A 21,169-nucleotide genomic window follows, 5' to 3' on the forward strand; every position below is an offset into this window, starting at 1 on the left:
GCACCTAGACTTGAAGACTGTGACCTCCGAGTATTCCGCCCATCATCTTCAGGTTCTGGAAGGACTCGAAGCGGTCCGCAAGCGCCCGGGCATGTACATCGGGTCGAACGGCTCGCCGGGTCTCATGCACTGCCTCTGGGAGATCATCGACAACTCGGTCGATGAGGCCGTCGGCGGCAACGGGTCCAGGATCGATGTCATCCTCCACGATGACGGCAGCGTCGAGGTGCGCGACCGCGGTCGCGGCGTGCCCGTCGATGTCGAGCCCCGCACCGGCCTCAGCGGCGTCGAGGTGGTCTACACCAAGCTGCACGCCGGCGGGAAGTTCGGCGGCGGATCCTACGCGGCCTCCGGTGGTCTGCACGGCGTCGGCGCATCCGTCGTGAATGCGCTCTCGGAGCGGCTCGACGTCGAGGTCGATCGCGGCGGCAAGACCTACGCGATGAGCTTCCACCGCGGAGAGCCGGGGTTCTTCAAGGACTCGGGCGCACCCCGTCCGGATGCCGAGTTCATCCCGTTCGAGGACAAGAGCGAACTCCGCGTCGTCGGCAAGGTCGCCAAGGGCGTCACCGGAACGCGAGTGCGCTACTGGGCCGACCGCCAGATCTTCACCAAGGACGCGGCGTTCCAGCTCGCCGAACTGGAGACCCGTGCGCGTCAGACGGCCTTCCTCGTCTCCGGACTGGAGATCGTCGTGCGCGACCAGCGCGCCGCCGGCGGCCAGGACGGCGGCGACGGTGTCAACGAGACGTCCTACCACTACGAAGGCGGGATCTCGGAGTTCGTCGAGTATCTCGCGACCGACGCTCCCGTCACAGACACGTGGCGTATCCAGGGCGAGGGGACGTTCACCGAGACGGTGCCCGTGCTGCAGGCGAACGGGACGATGGCCTCCCAGGAGGTCCAGCGTGACTGCCGCGTCGACATCGCGTTGCGCTGGGGTGCCGGCTACGAGACCAGCATGCGCTCCTTCGTGAACATCATCGCGACGCCGAAGGGCGGGACGCATCAGCAGGGCTTCGAGCAGGAGCTGCTGAAGGTGCTGCGCTCCCAGGTCGAGCAGAACGCGCGCCGGCTCAAGGTCGGCAACGACAAGCTCGAGAAGGACGACGTTCTCGCAGGCCTCACCGCCGTGCTCACCGTCGAGGTGCCCGAGCCGCAGTTCGAGGGCCAGACGAAGGAGGTGCTCGGCACACCCGCCGTGCGCCAGATCGTCGCGCAGGTCGTGCGCAAGGAGCTCGGTGCGCGCTTCACCTCGACCAAGCGCGACGACAAGAACCAGGCGACCCAGCTGCTCGACAAGATCGTCGCGGAGATGAAGGCGCGAGTGTCGGCCCGAGCGCACAAGGAGACGCAGCGCCGCAAGAGCGCGCTGGAGTCCTCCACGCTGCCGGCGAAGCTCGTGGACTGTCGGACGAAGGAAGTCGATCGCAGCGAGCTGTTCATCGTGGAGGGCGACTCGGCGCTCGGAACGGCCAAGAACGCGCGCAACAGCGAGTTCCAGGCACTGCTGCCGATCCGCGGCAAGATCCTCAACGTGCAGAAGGCATCCATCGGGGACATGCTGTCCAACACCGAGTGCGCCTCGATCATCCAGGTGATCGGGGCCGGCTCAGGTCGCAGCTTCGACATCGAGGCGGCGCGGTACGGCAAGGTGATCCTGATGAGCGACGCGGACGTCGACGGCGCGCACATCCGCACGCTGCTGCTGACGCTGTTCTTCCGGTACATGCGGCCGCTGATCGAAGCCGGGCGCGTGTTCGCCGCCGTGCCCCCGCTGCACCGCGTGATCGTGATGAATCCAGGGTCGAAGCCGAACGAGACGCTGTACACGTACAGCGAACAGGAACTGCACACCCTCCTGGCGAAGCTGCGCAAGCAGAACAAGCGCTGGCATGAGCCGATCCAGCGCTACAAGGGGCTGGGCGAGATGGATGCCGAGCAGCTCGCGTCCACGACCATGGATCGCTCAGGACGACTGCTCCGTCGCGTCCGCATGGAGGATGCCGAGGCCGCCGGTCGCGTGTTCGAACTGCTCATGGGCAACGAGGTCGCCCCGCGCCGCGAGTTCATCATCGAGTCCTCGGACCGGCTCTCCCGCGAGGCGATCGACGCCTGATCGCGCCGGTTCCCGGTTCTTCGGGCAGGGATGTCCTAGTTGCCGTGGGTTCACGCGCAACGGACCCGCAGCAACCCGGACGCGCCGCTGGACAGCCCGCCGGCAGACCGACGGACAGACCGCGCCGGGGCCGGAGCACCAGGGGCGCGGTCAGACGACCGGACGACCGATCGACCCGATGACGCCGTCGACGGGCTGGCCTGATCCGTCGCGCTTGGCACCGGGGACCGGAAGTGCCCGAACGGCGCCGTCGACGCCGACCGCGTAGGCCGGCTCATCGCCCACCCAGGCCACCGTCAGGCGGTCCTCGCCCTTCAGGAAGGCGTGGGCGCGCACGCCCCCGGTGGCGCGTCCCTTGGCCGGGTACTCGGAGAAGAACGAGACCTTGGCGCGACCGGGGTCGGTGCCGGGGATCATGCCCTCGGCTCCCGAGACCGTGGCGACGACGGCTTCCTCGTCCGTGGTGACCACGCCGAAGTGCAGCACCGTGGCGCCGGCTCCGAGCTTGATGCCCGCCATGCCTCCTGCCGGCGCGCCCTGTGGACGGACGGCAGAGGCCGAGAAGTGCAGCAGTTGCGCGTCGGTGGTGACGAAGACGAGCTCCGCGTCGTCGGTTGCGGATGCTGCGCCGACGACCGTGTCGCCGGGCTTGAGGCCGATGACCTCGATCTCGGGACGCACCGGAAGCGTCGACGGCACGATCCGCTTGACGGTGCCCTGCGCCGTTCCGATCGCGAACGGCGTCTCGGTGCCCAGCGGCACGAGCGCGATCACGCGCTCGGTGCGCGACGTGATGCCGAGGTAGTCGCGCAGCGGCGTTCCCGCGCCGAGCTGGACGGAACTGGCGGGCACCGACGGCAGATCGACGGGGGAGAATCGCAGCAGACGTCCCGTCGACGTCAGCGCGCCGACCTCGCCGCGGACTGTGGCCTCGACCGTGGATCCGATGGCATCGTGCTTGCTGCGCCGCGCCGGGCGGCTGATCTCCTGCCCGTCGACGACGTCGACGCGCACGGCCCGCCCGGTCGTCGACAGGGCGACCAGCGTCGGAGCATCCGCGATCTGCAGGTCGGTTTCGCCGGCCTTGGCGCGCCGGGGTGCGGCGGGCTTGGCGTTCATCAGCAGAGTGCGACGCGGGGTGCCGTAGGCGTCCGCCGCGGCATCCAGCTCCCTGGCGACCTGTGCGCGAAGGAGCACGTCGCTGCCGAGGAGCTCCTGCAATGCCGCGATCTCGGCCTTGAGGGCATCCCGCTCGGTCTCGAGCTCGATGCGCGAGAACTTCGTCAGGCGGCGCAACCGCAGTTCCAGGATGTACTCGGCCTGCGGCTCGGACAGATCGAACACCGTGCGGAGGCGACTGCGCGCCTGCTCGCTGTCGTCCGAGGAGCGGATGACCTGGATGACCTCGTCGATGTCGAGGATCGCGACGAGGAGCCCCTCCACGAGGTGCAGGCGCTCCTCGCGGCGGGCGAGGCGGTAGCGGCTGCGTCGGGTGATGACCTCGATGCGGTGGCCGACGTAGACGCTCAGCAGCTCCTTGAGGCCGAGCGTGCGCGGCTGCCCCTCCACGAGTGCGACGTTGTTGATGCTGAAGGAGTCCTCCAGCGGGGTGAGCCGGTACAGCTGCTCGAGGATCGCGTTCGGGTCGAAGCCGGTTTTGACTGTGATCGCGACCCGAAGCCCGTGATGGCGGTCCGTGAGGTCGGTGACGTCGCTGATGCCCTGCAGCTTCTTCGACTGCACGGCATCCCTGATCTTCTCGATCAGACGCTCTGGGCCCACCATGTAGGGCAGCTCGGTGACCACGATTCCGGTGCGCCGGGGACCGAGGGACTCGATCGAGACCTTGCCGCGGACCTTCAGGGCTCCTCGACCGTTCGTGTAGGCATCCTTGATGCCGTCCAGACCCATGAGGATGCCGCCGGAAGGGAAGTCGGGGCCGGGGACGAACTCCATGAGCTCTTCGGTCGTGGCCTCCGGGTTCTCCAGGAGGTACGTGGCGGCCGCGACGACCTCGATGAGGTTGTGCGGAGCCATGTTCGTCGCCATGCCGACCGCGATGCCGCTCGCCCCGTTGACCAGGAGGTTCGGGAAAGCTGCAGGCAGGACAGCCGGCTGCTGGAATTGGCCGTCGTAGTTCGGGATGAAATCGACGACGTCCTCGCCGAGATCGTCGGTGAGCGCGAGGGCGGCACCGGCGAGCCGTGCCTCGGTGTAGCGCGCCGCGGCAGGACCGTCGTCGAGCGAGCCGAAGTTCCCGTGACCGTCGACAAGCGGGAGCCGCAGCGCCCACTCCTGCGCAAGGCGGACCAGGGCGTCGTAGATGGCCGAGTCGCCGTGCGGGTGCAGCTTTCCCATCACCTCGCCGACCACGCGCGCGCTCTTCACATGTCCTCGGTCGGGGCGGAGCCCCATCTCGGCCATCTGGTACAGGATGCGGCGCTGCACCGGCTTCAGGCCATCGCGCGCGTCCGGGAGCGCGCGGGAGTAGATCACGGAGTACGCGTACTCCAGGAACGACCCCTGCATCTCGCTTTCGAGGTCGATGTCCTGGATGCGTTCCTCGACGGGTTCAGCGGACGAGGTTTTGGGCATGGCGGACCTTCGGGCGTTGCACGGGGCTGTGAAAGACTGGCTCGGATATGCCTCTCATGCTACCGTCCGAGTCCGCCGCAGCCCGGAGCATCGTCGGGGTGGCGGACGACCTGTTCGCCGCCGTCCGCGGCGAGGGCGAGACGCGCATCCGCTCCGGAGTGCTCATCGTCGTCGACGGACTCGGTGCGATCAGTCTGCGCGCGCACGCCGGGCACGCCCGCTTCATGACCGGGCACATGGCGAAACGGGATGTCGCGATGTCGGTCTTCCCGTCGACGACGGCCGCTGCGCTCACGAGCATCCTGACCGGCGCCTGGCCGGGGGAGCACGGTCTCGTCGGCTACCGGGTGCTCGATCGCGCGCGTGACCGCCTCGTGAATCAGCTCTCGGAGTGGGAGGCCGCCGGCGTCGACCCGCTCGTGTGGCAGGCCAGCCCGACCGTCTTCGAGCGGGCAGCGGATGCCGGTCATCCGAGCTTCGCGCTCGGTGTCGCGGCATACGCGCACAGCGGTTTCACGCATGCCACGCTGCGCGGGGCAGAATTCGTCTCCGTCGCCTCAGCGGCGCGGCGCATCGAGACCGCCTACGACCTCGCAGCCCGGCACGAGGGGGCGATCGTGTACTGCTATCTCGCGGACGTCGACAAGGCAGGGCACAAGCACGGGATCGCTTCCCCGGAGTGGATCGCGGCGCTCGAAGATGTGGATGCCGCGCTGTCGCGTGCCGTCCCCGAGGGTGTCGGCGTCGTCGTGACGGCGGACCACGGGATGCTGGATGTTCCCCCTCACCGGCAGAGCGTCTTCGACGAGACCAACCAGGGCATGGCGGAGGTGCGGCACTTCGGAGGTGAGCCGCGGATGGTGCACCTGTACCTGAACGACGATGCGGATCACGATCGTGCCGCCGCCCTGTGGCGGGCGGACACCGACGGCATCGCCGATGTCGCCACTCGCGCCGATGCGATCGCCGCCGGGATGTTCGGCCCGCACGTGACGGATGCCGCGGCGTCCCGCATCGGGGATCTGGTCATCGCCGCGCGCGGCAATCGGGCGCTCTACGACGGCACCGCCGCAGATCAGCGCGGCCGCGGCATGATCGGCCAGCACGGCTCGCTGACACCCGAGGAGCGCCAGGTCCCGTTGATCCGTCTGGGCGCACTCGGGCGCTGAGTACACACGGCGTGCCCCAGCGCGACCGGGTTATTCGTCGGTGCGGGCGCCGAAGACGATCTCGTCCCAGGACGGCATGGCGTTGCGTCGCCGCTTGCGGGACGAGGACTCGCCACCGCTGGGCTCCTGGTCCGGTTCCACGTCGCTGCGGTGCGCGCCGCCAGGTTCTGGCGCGTCGAACAGCGCGATCGGACTCGGTGGCGCGACATCCTCGTGCTCGTCGACGACCAGCGGTGCACTCTCGCGCTGCCCGCGTCGCCGGCGAAGCGCCTCGAGCAGATCCGCGGTCTCCGGGCTCGTGCTGGACTCGTCGGGTGCACGCTTGATCGCCGCATGCTGTGCGGCGGACGGTGCGCGATCGGCCGCAGCGGGCTCCGTGGGCTCCTGATCGGACCCTGCGACGAGCCGAGGGCCGAAGGCGCCGGAATCGAATCGGGTCTCGTCCTTGTACGGAGAGGGCTGCCGCTCGCTCTCGACGGCGCGCAGCCGGGGGATCAACCCGTCCGGAAGCGATCCCTGACGCGACAGCTGCGTGGCATCGGCGTTGAGCGGTGCCAGCGTGCTGCGGCGCGGGTCGAAGCTCCAGCGCGCGTCATGATCGACATCGTTGGCGGTGAACTCGAGCTTGATGATCCAGCCGGATTCCTCTTTCCAGCTCACCCAGCGCTCGGATTCCGCGCTGACATCGGCGAGCTTGGAGCGGATGGCCGTGCCGAACGTGGGCTGGGCATCCGGCTCGACCTCGCTGCCGATCAGCACGGGCACGGCCAGCGCCTGGCCGACGACGTGCTCGCGCTCGGCGAGCACCGGACCTTCGAAGCGCTCGACATCCGAGCGCGAGATTCCGAGAAGCTCGGCCACCTCGGCTGCCGACATCCCCGAACGGATGTGGGCCTGGATCTCGCGCGGACTCGCGGCGAGTCGGGGGGCCGCCGGCGTCGATTGTGCGCGGGCGCGTCGGATCTCGGCGCGGAGAAGGTCGTCGATGGGCAGCGCGAAGCGCTGACCGTTCTCGGTGGCGAGCACGAGGACACCGGCCTCGGTGCCCACGATCGTGACGTTTTCCATGCGAATGCCCCTCTGATGGGTGTCAGATCATGGTGTCACGCAGGTGCTCCCGATGCCGGGAATACCCTGGGCGTGCCGTGAGTTTGATCGGGTGCCACGAACCGCATTTGCGTAATCCGCTTCGGTCGTGCAAACTATGCCCGCCGATTACCCGACGGCGCCCCGCCCACTAGCACCATGAAAGTGGAGATCTACCGCATGGCAACCGACTACGACGCCCCTCGAAAGAGCGAAGACGACTCCGAGTCGATCGAAGCCCTCAAGGAGCGTGTGCCGGACAAGCTCTCCGGCTCAACCGGTGACGAGGACTCCGACAATCCGTCGAGCTTCGACCTACCTGGGGCCGACCTGTCCGATCTCGAGCTCGATGTCGTCGTGCTGCCCGCGCAGCAGGACGAGTTCACCTGCATGAACTGCTTCCTGGTGAAGCACCGCTCGCAGCTCGATCACGAGGGTCCTCACGGACCCATCTGCAAGGAATGCGCGGCCTGACCGCAGCACCCCGTACGCGCCCCCGACCGAACAGGTCCGGGGCGCGTCGTCGTTCGAACGGCAGCGTCGCTCAGTCTCCGGCGCGACGAATCGCCGCCGCGAGGCGGTCGGGTGTGCGCGTCGAGATGGTCCAGGAGGTGACCGGATCATCCGGATCGGTGTTCGGCACGATCACGATGCCGTCCACGCCTCCGCGGATGAGATGCCAGCCTGAGGCGGAGAGTCCTGGGCCTCTCGCCTGCTTCGCGTCCTCGCCGGTGAGCGCCACCGGCTCGCCGAGCCAGCGCGCGTCGATGTGCGCGCGGCCCGCGCGCAGGGTCGTGTCCCCGACCGACACGACGGGCGATGCGGCGACGAGCAGGCCGATCACAGCCAGCGCGACCGCGATGCCGATGACGAGACCGAACGCGGAGTTCAGGGGGACCAGTGTGAGCGCGATCATCGGCGCGAGGACGGCCGCGGACACCAGCAGCCAGAGGCTGGGTGCGAGGCGCTCCCGATAGCGCGGGCGGGTGGCGGGGATCGTGTTCTGCATTAGCCTCTTGGGGTGAGCGATTCCATCGACCTTCCCATTATCGCCTCCGTGGTCCCGCATTATGCGCATCCTGGCGACGCCGGTGCGGATCTCGTGGCCGCCGAAGCCGTGCACCTCGAACCGGGGGAGCGGGCGCTGGTCTCGACCGGTGTGCGCATCGCCTTGCCCGAGGGGTACGCGGCCTTCGTCGTTCCGCGCAGCGGTCTGGCCGCCAAGCACGGCATCTCGATCGTGAACGCGCCGGGGACGGTCGATGCCGGATACCGCGGTGAGATCAAAGTCAGCCTGATCAACACCGACATCCGCAGCGCGTACGATGTGGCGATCGGCGATCGCATCGCCCAGCTGATCATCATGCCCGTCACCCGCGCCGTCTTCATCCCCGTCGAGGAGCTCCCCGAGAGCGTTCGCGGGGATGGCGGCTTCGGCTCGACGGGATATCAGGCAGCCGGAGCGGCCGCCGACACCGCCCCAGGGGAGAAGTCATGACAGAGCAGAACGAGCAGCCAAGCAAGTCGGCGCCGGCGGATCGTGCCGTCGACGGTCCGTTCGACGAGACAGAGGTCAATCCGGTCCGTCCGTACATCGACCTGGGCGGCATCAAGATCCTTCCGCGCGACGGGCTGAACCTCCGCCTCGAGGTCGAGGAGCAGACCAAGCGCATCGTGGCCGTCGGTCTCGACTACGCGGACTCGTCGCTGCAGGTGCAGCCCTTCGCGGCACCGCGCTCCGGCGGACTCTGGGACGAGACGCGCGTGCAGCTCAAGGACCAGGTCCGCTCCCAGGGCGGACGCGTCGAGGAGCGCGACGGCCCACTCGGCAAAGAACTGCTCGCCGAGGTTCCCGCGACCGCTGCGGAGGGCTCAGGGCTCCGCCTGGCCCGTTTCGTCGGCGTCGACGGACCGCGCTGGTTCCTGCGCGGCGTGATCGGGGGAGCCGCGGCTTCGGATCTGGATGCCGCGGCCAAGGTCGAGGATCTCTTCCGCTCCCTCGTGGTCGTGCGCGGGGGCGCTCCGATGCCGCCCCGTGACCTCATTCCGCTCAAGATGCCGGCTTCCCCCGGCGGCGCGTGAGCGAGCGGGGTCCGCACGACGGCGGCGAGGAACCCGTCGATCGCTCCGACGCCGAACCGCGGGTCTCCGATCTGCTCGGCGCCGCGCTCGGCGGTGCCGCGCGCAAGGCCGGCATCGACCCGGAGGACACCGCGAGCACGCATCGTGTCGTCTGGTCGGCGATCGGCGGCTGGCGCGGCATCCTGGAGTCGGTCCTGCCGAGCCTGGCCTTCGTCATGCTGTTCACGATCAGCCCTGAGCCGCTGATCCTGTCGCTCGGTGTCTCTGTCGGTCTCGCGGCAGTGTTCACCGCTGTCCGGCTGATCCAGAAGTCGCCGCCGTCGGCAGCGCTCGGCGGCCTCGTGGCCGCCGGAGCCGCAGCGGGTCTGGCACTGTTCACGGGACGAGGCGAGGACAACTTCGTTCCCGGGTTCCTCACGAACACGCTCTACGGCACGGCGCTCCTGGTCTCCGCGCTCGTCGGCTGGTCGCTGATCGGATTGGCGGCCGGATTCCTGATGGGCGAGGGGACCGCCTGGCGTCAGGACCGCCGCAAGAAGCGCGCGTTCTTCTGGCTCGCCATCGCATGGGCAGGGCTCTTCTTCGCACGTCTGGCCGTGCAGCTTCCGCTCTATTTCGCCGGTGATGTGACGGCGCTCGGGACGCTGAAGCTCATCATGGGTCTCCCGCTGTTCGCGCCGATGATCGCGGTGACCTGGCTCGTCGTCAGGGCGCTGTATCCGCGCGAGCCGTCGAAAGGCGATGCCGCGGACTCGTGATAGATTTATCTTGACATCAAGATAAATTGCAGGCTTTCGCGGACGACGCAAGCGGAGCAGACTGGTTAGGTCCGCCTTGCTAGCCGTCGGGGCTCGCTGGCGAGCAAGATGGAGGCGCATGTTGCCTCCATCCGAGTAGAAGGAGACGGATTCGTGTCCACGGTGAACAGCTTCGGTGCCCAGAGCACCCTGACGGTCGGCAGCACCGACTACGAGATCTTCCGCATCGACACCGTTCCCGGTTACGAGAAGCTCCCGTTCAGCCTCAAGGTCCTCCTGGAGAACCTGCTCCGCACCGAGGACGGCGCGAACGTCACCAAGGCGCAGATCGAGGCGCTCGGGTCGTGGGATGCCGCGGCGGAGCCGACCACGGAGATCCAGTTCACGCCGGCGCGCGTGGTGATGCAGGACTTCACCGGCGTGCCGTGCATCGTCGACCTCGCCACGATGCGCGAGGCCGTCACGGCGCTCGGCGGCGATGCCAACAAGATCAATCCGCTCTCGCCCGCCGAGATGGTCATCGACCACTCGGTCATCGCAGACCTGTTCGGCAGCGAGAACGCCCTCGAGCGCAACGTCGAGATCGAGTACGAGCGCAACGGCGAGCGCTACCAGTTCCTGCGCTGGGGTCAGACGGCTTTCCAGGACTTCAAGGTCGTGCCGCCCGGTACCGGAATCGTCCACCAGGTCAACATCGAGCACCTGGCCAAGGTCATCTACGACCGCCAGGTCGAGGGCGTCCTGCGGGCCTACCCCGACACGTGCGTCGGCACCGACTCGCACACGACCATGGTCAACGGACTCGGTGTGCTGGGCTGGGGCGTCGGCGGCATCGAGGCAGAGGCCGCGATGCTCGGTCAGCCCGTCTCCATGCTGATCCCTCGCGTCGTCGGCTTCAAGCTCACGGGCGAGATCCCGGCCGGGGTCACGGCGACCGATGTCGTGCTGACGATCACCGACATGCTGCGCAAGCACGGCGTGGTCGGCAAGTTCGTCGAGTTCTACGGCGCCGGCGTCGCATCCGTTCCGCTCGCTAACCGCGCGACCATCGGGAACATGTCCCCCGAGTTCGGTTCCACCGCGGCGATCTTCCCGATCGACGACGTGACGACCGAGTACCTGCGCCTGACCGGTCGCGACGAGCAGACCGTCGCTCTCGTCGAGGCGTACGCCAAGGAGCAGCACCTCTGGCACGACGCGGACAGCGAGCCGGTGTTCAGCGAGTACATGGAACTCGACCTCGGCACGGTCGTCCCCTCCATCGCGGGCCCGAAGCGCCCGCAGGACCGCATCCTGCTGTCCGATGCCAAGTCGCAGTTCGAGAAGGACATCCTCAACTACGCCTCCATTCCGGAGGACACCGTCGAGTCCGAGGGGACGTTCCCCGCGTCCGACCCCGGTTCCACGCCCGGCGTCGAGCACGATCACATCCCGACGAACGGCGTCTCGCACCAGCACGAGCACCTCGAGGCGAATCTGATGACCAGCGGTGCACCGCACGTCGCCTCCAAGCCCGTGCCCGTGACCACGCCCTCCGGTGACAAGTACCTCCTCGACAACGGTGCCGTCACACTCGCCGCGATCACCTCCTGCACCAACACCTCGAACCCGTCGGTGATGATCGCCGCAGGTCTCGTGGCACGGAAGGCGCTCGAGAAGGGCCTCAAGCAGAAGCCATGGGTCAAGACGACGCTCGGCCCCGGCTCCAAGGTCGTCACCGACTACTACGAGAAGTCGGGTCTCGACAAGGATCTCGAAGGTCTCGGCTTCTACACGGTCGGCTACGGCTGCACGATCTGCATCGGCAACTCCGGTCCGCTGATCGAAGAGGTCTCGACCGCGATCAACGACAACGACCTCGCCGTCACCGCCGTGCTCTCGGGCAACCGCAACTTCGAGGGCCGCATCAGCCCCGACGTGAAGATGAACTACCTCGCATCGCCGCCGCTGGTCATCGCGTACGCGCTGGCCGGATCCATGCACTTCGACTTCGAGAACGACGCGCTCGGCACGGGCGCGGACGGCCAGGACGTCTTCCTGAAGGACATCTGGCCGACCCCGGACGAGGTGCAGGAGATCGTGGACTCCTCGATCTCGCGCGAGCAGTTCATCAAGCAGTACGCCACCGTCTTCGACGGCGACGAGCGCTGGACGAGCCTTCCGACGCCGACCGGCCCCGTGTTCGAGTGGGACGAGAACTCGACGTATGTGCGCAAGGCGCCGTACTTCGAGGGCATGACGATGCAGCTGACGCCGGTCTCCGACATCTCGGGTGCACGCGTGCTCGCGACGCTGGGCGACTCGGTCACGACCGACCACATCAGCCCGGCCGGGAACATCAAGGCCGGCACGCCGGCCGCTCAGTACCTCACCGAGCACGGCGTCGCGCAGAAGGACTTCAACTCGTACGGCTCGCGCCGTGGCAACCACGAGGTGATGATCCGCGGCACGTTCGCGAACATCCGTCTGAAGAACCAATTGGTGCGCGCCGTCAACGACGGCGCGGAGGTGGAGGGCGGGTTCACCCGTGACTTCACACAGGCGGACGCTCCGCAGTCGTTCATCTACGACGCCAGCCAGAACTATCAGGCCGAGGGTACGCCGCTGGTCATCTTCGGCGGCAAGGAGTACGGCTCCGGCTCGTCGCGCGACTGGGCGGCCAAGGGCACCAGCCTGCTGGGCGTCAAGGCCGTCATCACGGAGAGCTTCGAGCGCATCCACCGCTCGAACCTCATCGGCATGGGCGTCGTCCCGCTGCAGTTCCCGGCGGGCGAGAGCTGGGAGTCGCTGGGCCTGGACGGCACCGAGGTCGTCTCGATCTCGGGCCTCGAGGAGCTCAACAACGGCGTCACCCCGAAGACCGTCCACGTCACCGCGGCCCCGAGCGAGCACTCGCCCGAGGGCAAGCAGCCCATCGAGTTCGACGCGGTCGTCCGCATCGACACCCCCGGTGAAGCGGACTACTACCGCAACGGCGGAATCCTGCAGTACGTGCTGCGTTCGCTGGTCTGAACCCAGGACGATTCGGAGGGTCCGGATGCTTCGGCATCCGGACCCTCCGTCGCGCGGGCACGGGGGATTCCCGGGCGGCGGCGGTAGGATCGAACAGTCATCGTCCGCCTGCGCGGGCGCATTCCGTGCACGCGACCTGGAGGTGAAGATGCCCATTCTTCCCGGCATCACGGGGCCACGGGACCTGGACCGGCTCAGCTCGAAGGAACTGGCGGCGCTGTCGGAGGAGATCCGGCAGTTCCTCGTCGAAAACGTGTCCCGCACGGGCGGTCACCTCGGCCCGAACCTCGGCGTCGTCGAGCTCACGATCGCGCTGCACCGCGTCTTCCGCTCGCCGGACGATCCGATCATCTTCGACACCGGTCACCAGTCGTACGTGCACAAGCTGCTCACCGGGCGCCAGGACTTCTCGCAGCTGAGGGTGCGCGGTGGCCTGGCGGGCTATCCGCAGCGCGGAGAGAGCTCTCATGACGTCGTCGAGTCGTCGCATGCTTCGAGCTCGCTGAGCTGGGCGGACGGCGTCTCACGCGCGCTGACGGCCACGGGCCGCGCCGACCGCCACGTCGTCGCGGTCGTCGGAGACGGCGCGCTGACCGGTGGAATGACCTGGGAAGCGCTGAACAACATCACGGACGACAACGACCGGAACCTCGTCATCGTCGTCAACGACAACGGGCGTTCCTATGCGCCGACGATCGGCGGGATGTCGCGGTACCTGAACCGGGTCCGCACGGCCGCCGCGTACAAGGATCTGCACCGCAAGTCGGATCGCTTCTTCCGCACGTTCGGAGCCTTCGGGCGCGCCGTCTTCCGCGGCGTACGCGGTGGGACGCACGGGTTCCTGTCGCGCTTCACGAACAATGCCGCGCTGTACTCCAATCTGGACATCAAATACCTCGGCCCCGTCGACGGGCACGACCTGGATGCGCTCATCGAGACGCTGGAACTGGCGAAGTCGTACGGTGCTCCTGTGATCGTGCACGCGATCACGGAGAAGGGCCGCGGCTACCAGCCGGCCCGCGACGACGAGGCAGACCAGTTCCATGCCGTGAACCGCATCGACCCCACCACCGGCGAACCGCTGTCGAGCAGCGGCACCGGGTGGACCGACGTGTTCTCGGAGGCTCTGGTATCCGCGGGCGAGCGCGACCCGAAGGTGATCGCCATGACGGCCGCGATGCTGCGTCCCACGGGGCTCGCGCCTTTCGCAGAGCGCTTCCCGGAGCGCGTCTACGACGTGGGGATCGCCGAGCAGCACGCCGTCACGGCCGCTGCGGGTCTCGCCTACGGCGGGCTGCACCCCGTCGTCGCGCTCTACGCGACCTTCATGAATCGCGCGTTCGATCAGGTCCTGATGGATGTCGGTCTGCACAAGGCCGGTGTGACGTTCGTCCTGGATCGCGCTGGTGTGACCGGCCCTGATGGCCCCAGCCACCACGGCATGTGGGACCTCGCGATGCTGCAGATCGTGCCGCATATCCGCATCGCGGCGCCGCGAGACGGCGCCCGGCTGCGCGAGGCGCTCGATGAGGCCGTGACCGTCGACGACGCGCCGACCGTGATCCGCTTCCCGAAGGGCGAGGTCGCCGTCGATCTTCCCGCCATCGAGCGGTTGCGCGACGGCGTCGATGTACTGACGCGAGGCGAATCCGAGGACGTCCTGCTGGTCGGGATCGGTCCGTTCGCCGCGCTGGCGGTGGATGTCGCGGAGCGCCTGCGCGCGCAGGGCATCGGTGCGACAGTTATCGACCCTCGGTGGGCCATCCCCGTCCAGGCGTCGGTGATCGATCTGGCGCGCAGGCACCGCCTCGTCATCACGCTCGAGGACGGCATCCGCGTCGGGGGGATCGGAACGCGGGTGCGTCAGGTGCTGCGCGAGGCCGGCATCGACACGGCGGTGGACGAACTCGGCCTGCCGGACGAGTTCATCGATCATGCATCGCGAGACCAGATCCTCGCCGATGCGGGGCTGACCGCCTCGAAGATCGCGCAGGACGTCGTGTCCCAGGTGCTCGGCACCCGGATCCCGATGGCGCGCAACGCGGGCGAGACCGGCGCGATCGATCTTCCGCTGCACGAGAAGCGCTGAAGACCGTCAGCCCAGCACGTCGTCCTCGACCAGCGCGTCGACGTCGACGCGCTCATGGCGCCTGCGACGCGGTGAGATCCCGCGGTCGCTCCGCAGCGCTGTCCGCGCGGTGAGCCACCAACCCAGCGGCACGGCGATCAGCGAGATCGCGGCGGCGAGGACGGCCAGCCCCGGGTACCCGCCGCCGAGGAGCTCAGTTCAGCGCATGCAGTGCGGCGACCGCCGCCTCGGCATCCCGATCTCCGGCGCGCAGCGCCTGCGACATCAAGTAGCCGTCGGTCAGCGCGTCTCCGGTGATCATGACCCGTACCACCTCGACGCCGCAGTCGCGCAACGCCGTCGCAGCGCACTCGGCGAGCACCAGCCGGCCGAGGTCCGCGTTCTCGGGCAGCACATCACCGGGGATGCCGCGGATGACGTCGCGCATGGCCGAGCCGACGATGTTCGCCGTGCGTTCGGTCACGTTGACGACGTCGAGTTCGAAGACCCGCAGTTCGCGCCCCGTGGCCACAGGACGCCACTCGAACGAGGCGTGCACGAGATGCTGATGACCGGCCGCGCCGGTCAGCTGACGGGCGGGCAGATCGGTGGAGCGGCAGCGCACGTCGATGAGCTTGTACCAGTAGAACATCGGGAACGCGCCGTGCGTGCCGGGCGGGAGCACGACGACCTCGCCGGCTGCACCGGGCACGCCCTTGGGCTTGCGGACGATCGGCTTGCCGTTGCGCGTGCGGATCGCCGCGAAGCCCTCATCGATGGTCACCAGGAAGAGCTTCAGCAGCGCCGGAACCACCAGCAGCACCGTGAGGACGGCAGTGCCCGTCTTCAGAAGGCTGCTCATGCCGGGAACGCTGAAGAACGAGAGGAACGTGTCCATGGCTCCACTTTCACGGATCCACGGGCGTCCGGACGCCGTTACGAGCCTGCAGGGCGAGATGTTCACCGAGCCTTCGCCCGCCGTTCGCGGATCCGCCGTCCAGTGGCCGGAAACGGCGAAGGCGGGACGATCACGAGGACCATCCCGCCTTCGGCGTCGAGCGATCAGCGCTGCGCGATGCCGCGGATCGGCGGAGTGTGGAACGTGCCGCCGAAGACCCGTTCGGATGCTCCTTCACGGTCCAGATACGGCGACGCGCCGCCGTCGATGAACGGCCAACCGGCACCCAGGATGAGGCACAGGTCGATGTCCTCGACCTCCGGGACCACGTTCTCGTCGAGCATGATCCGGATCTCCTGCGCGAGCCCGTCCTGCACTCGTCCGAGGATCGTCGCAGCGGATGCCGGCGTCGACCCCACAGCACCCTTGAGCGCCTTCTCGGCGGCCTTCGTCCAGCCGGTCACACGTCCGCTCTTGTCCTTCTCGACGACCTGTTCGAGTTCGGCGAGAGCGTGGAAGTTCTCGTTCGCGTAGAACCGGTCGGGGAAGGCGTGCACCATGGTGTCCTGGACGTGGGCCGCGACCTTCCACCCGACCAGGTCGATCAGCTGGAACGGGCCCATCGGCAGTCCGAGCGGTGCGAAGGCCTTCTCGACCTCATGCACCGGCGTTCCCTCGTACACCGCACGCGCAGCCTCGCCCATGACCTTCGCCAGGAGACGGTTCACGACGAACCCCGGAGCATCAGCGGTGAGGACCGCGTTCTTGCCGAGGCTCTTCGCGACGACGAATGCGGTGGACAGCGTCTGCTCGTTCGTCACCGGGATCTTCACAACCTCGATCAGCGGCATGACCGCGACCGGGTTGAAGAAGTGGAAGCCGACCAGGCGCTCCGGATGCTCGAGCTTCGCGCCGATCTCCTCGACGGACAGGGAGGAGGTGTTCGTCGCGAGGATGGCATCCTCGGCGACGATCTTCTCGATCTCGCCGAACACCTGCTGCTTGACACCGACCTCTTCGAAGACGGCCTCGATCACGAAGTCCGCGTCCGCGTACTCGGTCTTGTCGACGGTGCCGCGGATGAGGGCGCGCAGCTTGTTCGCCGTGTCGGCATCGACACGGCCCTTGGCCTCGAGCTTGCCGATCTCCTCGTGGATGTGCGCGACGCCCTTGTCGACCCTGGCCTGGTCGATGTCGGTGATGAGCACCGGAACCTGCAGCTTTCGGACGAACAGCAGCGCGAACTGGCTCGCCATGAGGCCCGCTCCGATGATGCCGACCTTCGTCACCTTCTTCGCCAGCGCCTTGTCCGGTGCTCCGACGGGGCGCTTGGCACGCTTCTGCACGAGGTCGAAGGCGTACATCGACGCTGCGAACTGGTCGCCGGTCACGAGGTCGGACAGGGCCTCGTCCTCACGGGCGAAGCCTTCGGCCTTCGTCCCGCTGCGTGCCTTGTCGAGCAGCTCGAGCGCCGCATAGGGCGAGCGCGGCATGGTGCCGATCTTCGACTCCAGCATCCCTCGAGCCATCTTCACCGCGATCGGCCACTTCGTGAGGCGCTCGATCTTGCCTGGCTCGTTCCTGCGCTCGACCCTGATGGCGCCGGTGAGGACGGCATCCGCCCATGCGAGCGACTTCTCGAGGTAGGTCGCCGCGGGGAAGATCGCGTCGAAGATGCCGTAGTCGAAAGCCTGCTGGGGCTTGAGCATGCGGTTCTGCTTGAGCGGGTTCGAGATGACGACCTCGAGGGCGTTCTCGATCCCGATCAGGTTCGGAAGCAGATAGGCGCCACCCCAACCGGGGATGATGCCGAGGAACACCTCGGGGAGGGCGACGGCCGCGGCCGAAGCGTCGACCGTGCGGTACGTGCTGTTCAGCGCGATCTCCAGGCCGCCGCCGAGAGCGAGCCCGTTCACGAAGGCGAAGGACGGCACACCGAGGTCGCTCAGCGACCCCAGCACCTTGTGACCGAGCTGGGCGATGAGGCGGGCGTTGTCCTTCGATCCCACCTTGCTGATGTCCGACAGGTCAGCACCGGCGGCGAGGATGTACTGCTTGCCGGTGATTCCGACCGCCTGGATCTCACCGGCGGCGGCACGGGCCTTGAGGCCGGTCAGGGTCTCGCCGAGCTCCGTGAGCGTGGCGGGACCCAGCGTGTTCGGGCGGGTGTGGTCCCTGCCGTTGTCGAGGGTGATGAGGGCGAGCACCTTGCCGGAGGCGAGGCGGATGTCGCGCACGGGGGAGTGCGTGACGACCTCGCCGTCGGTGAGCGCGAGGATCGGCGAGAAGTCGACGTCGTCGTAGTTCGTCATGCCTGTGCTCACTTCCGCTTCTTGCCGTCGTAGTACGGGTTCTCCCAGATGACCGAGCCGCCCTGCCCCAGCCCGACGCACATCGCGGTCAGGCCGTAGCGCACGTCCGGTCGCTCGGCGAACTGCGCGGCGAGCTGGATCATCAGGCGGACGCCGGATGCTGCGAGAGGGTGCCCGATCGCGATCGCACCGCCCCACTGGTTCACGCGCGGGTCGTCGTCGGCGATGCCGAAGTGGTCGAGCAGCGAGATCACCTGGATCGCGAAGGCCTCGTTCAGCTCGAACAGGCCGATGTCGGAGATGCTCAGACCGGCCTTCTTCAGCGCCTTCTCCGTCGACGGGATCGGCCCGATGCCCATGATCTCGGGCTGGACACCCGCGAACGCGAACGAGACCAGCTTCATCTTCGGGCGCAGGCCGAGTTCCTTGACCGCGCCGCCACCGGCGAGCAGCGACATGGTGGCGCCGTCGGTCAGAGGCGACGACGTGCCGGCTGTGACGCGCCCGTGCGGACGGAACGGCGTCTTCAGCGCTGCGAGATCCGCCATCGTGGTCTGCGGCCGGCGTCCCTCGTCCTCGGCCGCGAGCCCCCAGGCTCCTTCGGCATCCTTGATCGCCACCGGTACGAGGTCCGGCTGGATCTTGCCTGCGTCGTACGCCGCCTGCACCTTGTGCTGACTCAGCATCCCGAACCGGTCGGAGCGCTCCTTGGTCAAGTGCGGGAAGCGGTCGAAGATGCGCTCGGCCGTGACGCCCATGTTGAGGGCGCCGGGGTCGACCATCTTCTCGGCGACGAATCGCGGGTTGGGATCGGCGTTGCCGCCGATCGGGTGGTGCCCCATGTGCTCGACACCGCCGGCGAGGGCGAAGTCGTACATGCCGATGCCGATCGACGCCGCCATGGTCGTCACGCTCGTCATGGCGCCGGCGCACATGCGCTCGACAGCGAGGCCGGGCACCGTCTGCGGGAGACCTGCCAGGATCGCGACGGAGCGACCGAGCGTGAGGCCCTGGTCTCCGGTCTGGGACGTCGCTGCGATCGCCACGTCATCGATGCGGTCCGCCGGTACAGCGCCGTTGCGCTCCATCAGCCCGATCGTCGCCTTGACGGCGAGGTCGTCCGCGCGGGTGTTCCAGTACATGCCTTTTTCGCCGGCGCGCCCGAACGGGGTGCGCACTCCATCGACGAAGAAGACGTCCGAGATCTCGGCCACTCTGCCTCCTGGGTTTGGTATGCCTTCAGCCTAGGAGCGGCATTGAGGTGTGCGGAATCGGTTGGGTCGAACCTACGAACCCGGCTCCGCGGGCGCTTCGACGACTTGCGCGGCTTCTACAAAGGCATCCGCGATCCTCTGTGCAGTCTCCTCAATCTGCCAGTGCCGGGCTCCGAGTTCCTCGAGGGCCGCACCGATGGCTTCGGCGGTCGGCGGAGCGGGCGGCTCCCAGGTGACGCGACGCAGATGATCGGGGGTCAGGAGGTTCTCGGTCGGCATGTTCAGCTCGACGGCGCGCGCTTCGATCAGCGGACGCGCGGCCTTCAACCGGACATCGGCCTCGGGGTTGCGATCGCTCCAGGCGCGCGGTGGCGGGAGCGTGTCACTGGGGACTCGCTCCTTCGGCAGGTCGGTCGTGGCCCTGCCCTGTTCGATCGCTCCCCACCATCTGTCCAGCTGCGTGCGGCTGGCGCGTCCCGTGAAGTCCGGCAGCGACGCCAGAGCATGCTTGCTGGAGGGCGCGGCGAGGACCGCAGCAACGAGGGAGCGGTCGGGGACGAGCCGGCCGGGGGAGACATCCTGCTCCTGCGCGTACTCCTCGCGCGACTCCCACAGGGCACGTGCGACGGCCAGGCTGCGGGCGCCCCGCACGCGGTGCAGGCCGCTCAGCCGACGCCAGGGCTCCGTGCGCGGTGGCTTCGGCAGACGGGTGAGGGTCGCCGTGAACTCCTCAGCGGCGATCTCGACCTTGTCCTGTGCGATGAGCTCCTCGGCGAGGACGTCGCGGACATCGATCAGGTGCAGCACGTCGAGTGCTGCGTAGTCGAGCCAGGCATCCGGGAGGGGTCTGGTCGACCAGTCCGCCGCGGAGTGCTCCTTCTTCAGCGTGATTCCGATGGTCTCCTCGACGACGGCGGCGAGACCGACGTGGTCGTGACCGAGCAGTCGCGAGCCCAACTCCGTGTCGAACAGGGACGTCGGCTCGAGACGCAGCTCTCGCAGCGACGGCAGATCCTGGCTCGCTGCGTGCAGCACCCACTCCTCGGAGCCGATCGCGTCCTGCAGTGCGGTGAAGTCGCCGATCGCCGGCGGGTCGAACAGGAACACCCCTGCGCCGCGTCGGAACACCTGCACGAGATACGCGCGCTGCGAGTATCGGAAACCCGATGCTCGCTCGACGTCGACGGCCACGGGGCCTTCGCCGGCCGCGAGGAGCGCACACGCGCGTTCGAACTCATCCCGATCATCGATCACGGAATACTCAGTCACGGGCCGCCTTTCGAGCGCCGAACACGGCGATGTCCTCCGACCCGGGCGGAAGCCCGGCGAGCATCCCCACCAGCTCTGCCCATGCTTCCACATGGGGACGCAGTGTGCCCTCCGGGGTCCACGACGCCCGCAGCTCGATCTGCGCTCCGTCGCCTTCGGCGGCCAGCCCGCCGAAGCCCTTGGACAGTGTCTTCGTCGCGGTGCCGGATGCCGAGTGATAGACGGCATCCCTGGACTCCAGTGCGTCGACGAGCCACGACCATGTGACATCCGCGAGGAGGGGATCCGTGCCGATCTCGGGCTCGAGCGGTGCCTGCGCGAACGCGACGATGCGCCACTCGCCGGACCAGGAATCCGGAGCCAGCGGATCGTGCAGCAGGACGAAGCGCGCCGTACCGTAGATCGAGTCGCCGTGATCGTCCGGGCGGACGTCGGCTGCGAACGCGATCGCGAAGGGCGCGAGCCCCTGAGGAGACGGGATCTCGCGCACGGTGATGTCCGAGCGGAATCGCGTCTCGCGCAGTTCGGCTGCGGCGTGCTCGAAGCGCGCTCCGGCCTCGGAATGTGCGTCCACGGTGACAGGCTAG

Annotated in this window: 17 protein-coding genes; 8 read left to right on the plus strand and 9 right to left on the minus strand. The window is 68.1% G+C overall.

Features of this window, described 5'->3' with window-relative positions:
- Positions 1-19: 19 nt before the first annotated feature.
- Positions 20-2,119, plus strand: coding sequence for a type IIA DNA topoisomerase subunit B (locus ACI7YT_RS08480; RefSeq protein ID WP_406250184.1), 2,100 nt, complete (start codon positions 20-22; stop codon positions 2,117-2,119).
- Between the two features lie 150 nt (positions 2,120-2,269).
- Here the strand turns inward: ACI7YT_RS08480 and ACI7YT_RS08485 are convergent, their stop codons facing one another.
- The gene (locus ACI7YT_RS08485) at positions 2,270-4,714 is read right to left on the minus strand and encodes a DNA topoisomerase (ATP-hydrolyzing) subunit A (protein ID WP_406250186.1); all 2,445 of its coding nucleotides are present in this window, start codon (positions 4,712-4,714) and stop codon (positions 2,270-2,272) included.
- Positions 4,715-4,761: 47 nt separating this feature from the next.
- Here ACI7YT_RS08485 and ACI7YT_RS08490 point away from each other — a divergent pair, with 47 nt between their 5' ends.
- Positions 4,762-5,883, plus strand: coding sequence for an alkaline phosphatase family protein (locus tag ACI7YT_RS08490; RefSeq protein ID WP_406250188.1), 1,122 nt, complete (start codon positions 4,762-4,764; stop codon positions 5,881-5,883).
- A 30-nt stretch (positions 5,884-5,913) separates the two neighbouring features.
- Here the strand turns inward: ACI7YT_RS08490 and sepH are convergent, their stop codons facing one another.
- Entirely contained in the window at positions 5,914-6,951 is a 1,038-nt protein-coding gene (gene sepH / locus ACI7YT_RS08495) for a septation protein SepH (RefSeq protein WP_406250190.1), read from the minus strand.
- A 198-nt stretch (positions 6,952-7,149) separates the two neighbouring features.
- On the opposite strand from sepH, the gene ACI7YT_RS08500 reads away from it, so the two are divergent.
- Positions 7,150-7,443 carry a DUF4193 domain-containing protein gene (locus ACI7YT_RS08500; RefSeq protein ID WP_406250191.1) on the plus strand — a complete coding sequence of 98 codons (294 nt, stop codon included), beginning with the start codon at positions 7,150-7,152 and terminating at the stop codon, positions 7,441-7,443.
- Positions 7,444-7,513: 70 nt separating this feature from the next.
- Here ACI7YT_RS08500 and ACI7YT_RS08505 read toward each other — a convergent pair whose 3' ends face one another.
- Positions 7,514-7,978, minus strand: coding sequence for a DUF3093 domain-containing protein (locus tag ACI7YT_RS08505; protein ID WP_406250192.1), 465 nt, complete (start codon positions 7,976-7,978; stop codon positions 7,514-7,516).
- 12 nt (positions 7,979-7,990) lie between these two features.
- Here ACI7YT_RS08505 and dut point away from each other — a divergent pair, with 12 nt between their 5' ends.
- The 5 genes from dut to dxs all read left to right on the plus strand — a co-directional run bounded on the left by dut (position 7,991) and on the right by dxs (position 14,910).
- Positions 7,991-8,467 carry a dUTP diphosphatase gene (gene dut, locus ACI7YT_RS08510; RefSeq protein ID WP_406250193.1) on the plus strand — a complete coding sequence of 159 codons (477 nt, stop codon included), beginning with the start codon at positions 7,991-7,993 and terminating at the stop codon, positions 8,465-8,467.
- Positions 8,464-9,051, plus strand: a complete 588-nt coding sequence (locus ACI7YT_RS08515; protein WP_406250194.1) for a DUF3710 domain-containing protein — start codon at positions 8,464-8,466, stop codon at positions 9,049-9,051. Before dut ends, ACI7YT_RS08515 begins: the two co-directional genes overlap by 4 nt.
- Positions 9,048-9,809: a DUF3159 domain-containing protein gene (locus ACI7YT_RS08520; protein ID WP_406250195.1), complete on the plus strand. Its 762-nt coding sequence runs from the start codon at positions 9,048-9,050 to the stop codon at positions 9,807-9,809. The genes ACI7YT_RS08515 and ACI7YT_RS08520 overlap by 4 nt, the downstream gene beginning before the upstream one ends.
- Positions 9,810-9,962: 153 nt before the next feature.
- A complete protein-coding gene (locus ACI7YT_RS08525; RefSeq protein WP_406250197.1) occupies positions 9,963-12,821 on the plus strand; it encodes an aconitate hydratase in 2,859 nt (952 codons plus the stop codon).
- Positions 12,822-12,969: 148 nt separating this feature from the next.
- Positions 12,970-14,910: a 1-deoxy-D-xylulose-5-phosphate synthase gene (gene dxs / locus ACI7YT_RS08530; RefSeq protein ID WP_406250198.1), complete on the plus strand. Its 1,941-nt coding sequence runs from the start codon at positions 12,970-12,972 to the stop codon at positions 14,908-14,910.
- Between the two features lie 6 nt (positions 14,911-14,916).
- Here dxs and ACI7YT_RS08535 read toward each other — a convergent pair whose 3' ends face one another.
- The 6 genes from ACI7YT_RS08535 to ACI7YT_RS08560 all read right to left on the minus strand — a co-directional run bounded on the left by ACI7YT_RS08535 (position 14,917) and on the right by ACI7YT_RS08560 (position 21,156).
- Positions 14,917-15,042 carry a hypothetical protein gene (locus tag ACI7YT_RS08535; protein WP_406250200.1) on the minus strand — a complete coding sequence of 42 codons (126 nt, stop codon included), beginning with the start codon at positions 15,040-15,042 and terminating at the stop codon, positions 14,917-14,919.
- A 61-nt stretch (positions 15,043-15,103) separates the two neighbouring features.
- Entirely contained in the window at positions 15,104-15,787 is a 684-nt protein-coding gene (locus tag ACI7YT_RS08540) for an SPFH domain-containing protein (protein WP_406250202.1), read from the minus strand.
- A 164-nt stretch (positions 15,788-15,951) separates the two neighbouring features.
- Positions 15,952-18,099, minus strand: a complete 2,148-nt coding sequence (locus ACI7YT_RS08545; RefSeq protein WP_406250532.1) for a 3-hydroxyacyl-CoA dehydrogenase NAD-binding domain-containing protein — start codon at positions 18,097-18,099, stop codon at positions 15,952-15,954.
- Positions 18,100-18,107: 8 nt separating this feature from the next.
- Positions 18,108-19,313, minus strand: coding sequence for a thiolase family protein (locus ACI7YT_RS08550; protein WP_406250204.1), 1,206 nt, complete (start codon positions 19,311-19,313; stop codon positions 18,108-18,110).
- A gap of 72 nt (positions 19,314-19,385) precedes the next feature.
- Positions 19,386-20,582, minus strand: a complete 1,197-nt coding sequence (locus ACI7YT_RS08555) for a ribonuclease D (protein ID WP_406250205.1) — start codon at positions 20,580-20,582, stop codon at positions 19,386-19,388.
- Complete coding sequence (locus ACI7YT_RS08560; RefSeq protein WP_406250207.1) at positions 20,575-21,156, minus strand: DUF3000 domain-containing protein; 582 nt, start codon at positions 21,154-21,156, stop codon at positions 20,575-20,577. The genes ACI7YT_RS08555 and ACI7YT_RS08560 overlap by 8 nt, the downstream gene beginning before the upstream one ends.
- Positions 21,157-21,169 lie beyond the last annotated feature (13 nt).

It is taken from the genome of Microbacterium sp. M, assembly GCF_045181065.1.
In the GTDB taxonomy this organism is placed as follows: domain Bacteria; phylum Actinomycetota; class Actinomycetes; order Actinomycetales; family Microbacteriaceae; genus Microbacterium.